A 5,041-nucleotide genomic window follows, 5' to 3' on the forward strand; every position below is an offset into this window, starting at 1 on the left:
GGCCTACACCAGCTTCATCTTCGCCGAAGGCGACATACTCCTGTTTGGCCGGGAATCCGCAGGCGTGCCGGATCCTGTCCATCAGGCGGCTGATACGCGGCTGACCATCCCGATGCAGGGTACGGCGCGCAGCATCAACGTCGCGCTCTCCGTCGCCATGGTGGCGGGCGAAGCCGTCCGGCAACTCGGATAATGGCAGTCCGTCTCCCGTCATCTTGACCCAGGCGCACATCGCCTTCTCCTTCGTTTGCACATCCAGGGTTTCTTCGCTACAAGCTCAACTTAACTTTAGGTCAAGCGGAAAAATCGGGGCGGAAAATCAGACATGGCGCCTATAACGGAATTGACGGTCGGCCAGGTGGCCATGCGCAGCGGGGTGGCGGTGTCGGCGCTGCATTTCTACGAGGCCCGCGGCCTGATCCGCAGCCATCGCACGTCGGGCAACCAGCGCCGCTACGGCCGCGATGTGCTGCGGCGCGTGGCGATCATCAAGGTTGCACAGGAGGTCGGCATCTCGCTGGCCGAAATCGGTGCCGCACTTGAATCACTGCCCGAAGGCCGCACGCCGACGCGCGACGACTGGAACCTTTTGTCGACCGCCTGGCGCGACGGGCTCGACCACAAGATCGCCCAGTTGAAGAAACTGCGCGACGGGCTGACCGACTGCATCGGCTGCGGCTGCATGTCCATCGACAAATGCCCGTTGCGCAACAAGGGCGACCGGCTGGCGCGCGAGGGGACAGGGGCAAGAAGGCTGGTTGCTCCGCCTCTCTCAAGGACATCCTAGTCAGCCGCTGGCAACCGCCTGATGGTGAACTCGATCAGGTCGCCCGGCCGCTCGAACCAGCTTTCGATCTCGGTCCAGTAGGCCTGCTTGGGAAAGCGCTCGAACCATTCCTTGGCCTTGAGCCGCGCATCGGAGCGCGGCAGCACGAAGGTCTCTCGCAGGAAACCATCGCGCGGCATACGCACGCGCTCGGCACGGCTTTGGTCGAGCCTTCTCTTCAGGCCATCCAGCGGCGGTCTTGCCGGGGTGCGCACGAAACAGCTCCTTGCACCTGGCGCATGACCCGAAATCGGAATCGAGTTTCGGAAAGGATCATGCGCAAAACCAAAGTGACTTGACCCTTGCCCTTAAGAGATTAGGGATCGCGCCGGCAAAAGACGAGTCATTTGTGGGACTCGCCGCCCCAACCGGAGACGGCACTTGGAACGACCAGAAATACCGACAGGCCTGCCCGCCGACATCGAACAGAAGAAGATGAAGGCACGGCTGTGGTTCGAGGCGCTGCGCGAACGCATCTGCGCCACTTTCGAGCAGATCGAGCAGGACCTTGGCGGGCCGCTGGCCTCGTGGTCACCGGGCCGTTTCGAAAAGACGCCGTGGGAACGCGACGAGGGCCGTGGCGGCGGCGGTACCATGTCGATGATGCACGGCCGCGTCTTCGAAAAGGTCGGCGTCCACACTTCGACCGTCCATGGCGAGTTCTCGCCCGAATTCAGGAAGCAGATGCCCGGCGCCGAGGAAGACCCGCGCTTCTGGGCATCCGGCATTTCGCTGATCGCGCACCCGTGGAATCCCAACGTTCCGGCCGTGCACATGAACACGCGCATGGTGGTAACATCGCGCCAATGGTTCGGCGGCGGCGCCGATCTGACACCGGTGCTCGATCGCCGCCGCACCCAGGACGACCCTGATACTCTCGCCTTCCATCGCGCCATGCAATTCGCTTGCGAGAAGAATGCCGCGGTCGCCGATTACCCGAAATTCAAGGCCTGGTGCGACGAGTACTTCTATCTGTCGCACCGCAACGAGCCGCGCGGCACCGGCGGCATCTTTTTCGACTGGCTGCATTCGGGCGAGGACAAAGGCGGCTGGAATGCCGATTTCAACTTCGTCCAGGATGTCGGCCGCTCCTTTCTCGTCGTCTACGGTCACCTCGTGCGCGCCAACTTCAACGAGAACTGGACCGATGGCGACCGTGACGAACAGCTCATCCGCCGCGGCCGCTATGTCGAATTCAATCTGCTTCACGATCGCGGCACCATCTTCGGACTGAAGACCGGCGGCAATGTCGCGTCCATTCTCTCCAGCCTGCCGCCCGAGGTTCGCTGGCCGTAACAAAATGGTGAGCGCGGCGTGAGTCGCATTGATGTCCCATTCGCTCGAAATGGGCATGGAATGTGGCACACGGTGCGGCGCAAAATTTCTTTTTCGTCTAATAGGCCGTTGAAAAGACTGGCCTATTTGTGGGGCCGGGTCGGGAAGCGCCGGCGGTTCGCCTGCGCGCAATTCCAGGAAAGTGCGAAACGGCTTTCCGACCGGAATTGCGTCAGACAAAGCGAGCCGCGACCCGACGCGACCGGACGGCCCAGACGACGCGGGGCACCTCATTGAGAGGGATGCCCTACTTCCAGGAGTACTTCGCAATGCGCAAGATCATTGTTTCGGCGGCCGCCGCTGCCCTTCTCGCTTCCGGTTCGGTGGCATTCGCCGCCGTCAAGCACACCACCGGAACGATCAAGACCTTTGACGCAACGGCCATGAGTCTGGTCCTCGACGATGGATCGTCTTTTACGCTTCCCAAGACCTTCAAGGATCCTGGCCTGCAGGTCGGTGAAAAAGTCCGTGTCTCATGGGATATGAAGGGCAAGAACAAGGTCGCCGAGGCCGTCAAGGCCGCAAAATGATGGCTTGCCCGCCAGAGCAGGATGAGACGATGTCCGGTCCTGTTTCGGGATAGTGTTAAGAGGGTGGAGCAGCGCTGCTCCGCCTGTTTGCCGTTGACCGCAACCAATGCCGCCCCATCTGTGTTATGCTTCTCACCCGCTCGCGGTCCGCGGATTAAACCCTGGAACCGGACCATGAGCCAAAAAAAGTACCGGAGCCTCGACCAGGCTTCACGGAGGAAAAGGAGAAATCTCATGAAGGAATTTCACTGCGGGTCGCTCGTGCCCGGCTGTGACTGGCACACGCGTGCCGACGAGGAGGCCGAGGTCATGCGCCGTGCCGTCGAGCACATGCGCGAGACGCATGGTGAGACGGTCATCCGCGAGACGATGATCGAGGCGATCCGCTCGCGCATCGAAAAGAGCCGCGACGCGGCCTGATCTACCCGGCGTTCAAAGCTTCGGCGGCGCGCTTGAGGAGCGCGTCGCGATCAGGGGTAAACCCGGCTTCGACCCATTCCGCCTCGAGATTCCTGAGGATTTCGCCGAGTTTCGGTCCTGGAGTTGCGCCGAGCGCTGTGAGATCGGCACCTTTCAGCGGAAACAACGGCTTTTCCCATTTGGTGGCGAAGGCAAGCTGGCGCGAAAAGCCACCGGCTTCGAGCAGCGCCTCATTGTCCTCGACGGCGCGCACTCTGGCTGCCGCAAGCGACAGCCGCAGCCGGTCGACAAACCCCTGCCGGTCGCCGCGATAGAGCCTTTTCGCCAGTTCGCCCTCGGTCGTCTTCGGCTCGACGGCGGTGGCAAGCGCCCAGTGGCGCAGGCGATCCGCTTCGGCGGTCGAGAGTTTGAGCCGCTCGGCGAGCGTCTTCATGCGAGCGGCATCGGGCGGCACGATCGCTTCCAGTCTGAGCAGCGGGTCGGGTGCCCAGCCCAGATCCTTCCCGGCCTTGGCCAACCCATGGATGGCATCGATGCCCCATTTCTCGCTTTCCGGCAGCGCTGCGGTCAAGACGCCTGCCTGCCGCATCCAGAGCAGCGCCCGTGACGGATCGGGCGCCGACAAGAGCTTCTTCAGTTCCGACCAGATGCGCTCGGCCGAAAGCTGGGCCAGCCCTTCCTTAAGCCGGGCGCAGGCTTTCAGCCCTTCGGCGTCCGGCCGTCCATCGCCGTACCAGGCGAAGAAGCGGAAGAAGCGCAGGATGCGCAGATAATCCTCGCGGATACGCGCTTCCGGGTCGCCGATGAAGCGCAGCCGGCGTGCCTCGATGTCGGCAATGCCGCCGACCAGGTCGACAACCCTGCCGTCGGCCTCGGCATAGAGCGCATTGATGGTGAAGTCGCGCCGCTCGGCGTCAAGCTTCCAGTCGCGCCCGAACGACACTTTCGCGCGTCGCCCGTCGGTCTCGATATCGGCGCGCAAGGTGGTGATTTCATAAGGTTTTCCGCCGGCAACCACGGTGATTGTCCCATGTTCGATGCCGGTTGGCACCGCCTTGAACCCTTCCGCTTCGGCGCGGCGGAGGGTTTGCTGCGGCAGGCAGGTGGTGGCGATGTCGATGTCGGCGACGGGCTGGCCCATCAGCGTGTTGCGCACCGCGCCGCCGGCGACTCGCGCCTCTTCACCGCCTTCGGCCAGTGCGAACAGCAGGCGCTGCAGATGCTTGTCGCCGAGCCAGTCGGCCCTGTCCGCGATCGAGACACTCACGCATAAAGCCTTTCATAGAGGGTACGGATGATGCCGGCGGTGACGCCCCAGATGCGCCGTTCGCCGTAAGGCATGTCGTAGAAGAACCATTCGAGATCGTTCCACATGCGGCTGTCGCGCTTGTGGTTGGCCGGGTCCATCAGGAAGCGCAGCGGCACTTCGAAAGCGGCGTCGACCTCGTCGGCGTTGAGCGTCAGTTGGAAACCGGGCCGCACGATGCCCAGCACCGGCGCGATGCGGTAGCCGCTGCCGGCGACATAGTCGGGCATGCGGCCAATGATCTCGATGCGGTCTCGGCCAAGCCCGATCTCCTCGAAAGTCTCGCGCAGCGCCGCCGCCTCAGGGCTCGGATCGGTCGGATCGATGGTGCCGCCGGGAAATGCCACCTGCCCCGAATGGCTGCGCAGCTTTTCGGCCCGTTTGGTCAGGAGAACCGTCGCATCGCCCTCATGATCGACCACCGGGATCAGCACCGCGGCATTGCGCAGCGCCTTGCCCTGGTTGAGGCGCGGATGGCCGGGGTTGAAGCGATGATCGCCATAATCGTCGCCGGCATGCGCATCCGGCTGCACGGCAAAACGCGCGCGAAAATCCGCGGATGAAAACGGCGCCGGCGTCACCTGGTCCATCACGCGCTCAGCCGCTTCAACTGGTCCGCCGGCA

General features: G+C 63.3%; 8 protein-coding genes. 5 read left to right on the forward strand and 3 right to left on the reverse strand.

Features of this window, described 5'->3' with window-relative positions; genetic code table 11:
* A partial coding sequence (locus EN939_RS20400) for a tRNA (cytidine(34)-2'-O)-methyltransferase (protein WP_164751107.1) occupies positions 1-193 on the forward strand: 193 nt, incomplete at its 5' end.
* Between the two features lie 132 nt (positions 194-325).
* Positions 326-787, forward strand: coding sequence for a redox-sensitive transcriptional activator SoxR (soxR, locus tag EN939_RS20405; RefSeq protein ID WP_127269424.1), 462 nt, complete (start codon positions 326-328; stop codon positions 785-787).
* On the opposite strand, the gene EN939_RS20410 is transcribed toward soxR, so the two are convergent.
* On the reverse strand, positions 784-1,041 hold the full coding sequence (locus EN939_RS20410; RefSeq protein ID WP_127269425.1) for a hypothetical protein: 258 nt from the start codon (positions 1,039-1,041) through the stop codon (positions 784-786). The genes soxR and EN939_RS20410 overlap by 4 nt on opposite strands.
* Positions 1,042-1,207: 166 nt before the next feature.
* On the opposite strand from EN939_RS20410, the gene hemF reads away from it, so the two are divergent.
* From hemF to EN939_RS20425, 3 genes are all read left to right on the forward strand, one after another.
* Entirely contained in the window at positions 1,208-2,122 is a 915-nt protein-coding gene (gene hemF / locus EN939_RS20415; protein ID WP_127269426.1) for an oxygen-dependent coproporphyrinogen oxidase, read from the forward strand.
* A 308-nt stretch (positions 2,123-2,430) separates the two neighbouring features.
* Positions 2,431-2,691 (forward strand): DUF1344 domain-containing protein, encoded by a 261-nt coding sequence (locus tag EN939_RS20420; RefSeq protein WP_127269427.1) that lies wholly within the window; start codon positions 2,431-2,433, stop codon positions 2,689-2,691.
* 234 nt (positions 2,692-2,925) lie between these two features.
* Positions 2,926-3,111 carry a DUF1059 domain-containing protein gene (locus EN939_RS20425; protein WP_127269428.1) on the forward strand — a complete coding sequence of 62 codons (186 nt, stop codon included), beginning with the start codon at positions 2,926-2,928 and terminating at the stop codon, positions 3,109-3,111.
* A 1-nt stretch (position 3,112) separates the two neighbouring features.
* Here the strand turns inward: EN939_RS20425 and EN939_RS20430 are convergent, their stop codons facing one another.
* Positions 3,113-4,378, reverse strand: a complete 1,266-nt coding sequence (locus EN939_RS20430) for a CCA tRNA nucleotidyltransferase (RefSeq protein WP_127269429.1) — start codon at positions 4,376-4,378, stop codon at positions 3,113-3,115.
* Positions 4,375-5,007, reverse strand: coding sequence for a CoA pyrophosphatase (locus tag EN939_RS20435; RefSeq protein ID WP_127269430.1), 633 nt, complete (start codon positions 5,005-5,007; stop codon positions 4,375-4,377). Before EN939_RS20435 ends, EN939_RS20430 begins: the two co-directional genes overlap by 4 nt.
* Positions 5,008-5,041 lie beyond the last annotated feature (34 nt).

It is taken from the genome of Mesorhizobium sp. M7A.F.Ca.CA.002.05.1.1, from assembly GCF_003998335.1.
Classification (GTDB): Bacteria; Pseudomonadota; Alphaproteobacteria; order Rhizobiales; family Rhizobiaceae; genus Mesorhizobium.

What these genes read in the sequence shown, in the direction of transcription:
- EN939_RS20420 (WP_127269427.1), top strand. Translation starts at nt 2,431, where the DNA reads ATGCGCAAGATCATTGTTTCGGCGGCCGCCGCTGCCCTTCTCGCTTCC.
- soxR (WP_127269424.1), top strand. Translation starts at nt 326, where the DNA reads ATGGCGCCTATAACGGAATTGACGGTCGGCCAGGTGGCCATGCGCAGC.
- EN939_RS20435 (WP_127269430.1), bottom strand. Translation starts at nt 5,007, where the DNA reads ATGGACCAGGTGACGCCGGCGCCGTTTTCATCCGCGGATTTTCGCGCG.
- EN939_RS20425 (WP_127269428.1), top strand. Translation starts at nt 2,926, where the DNA reads ATGAAGGAATTTCACTGCGGGTCGCTCGTGCCCGGCTGTGACTGGCAC.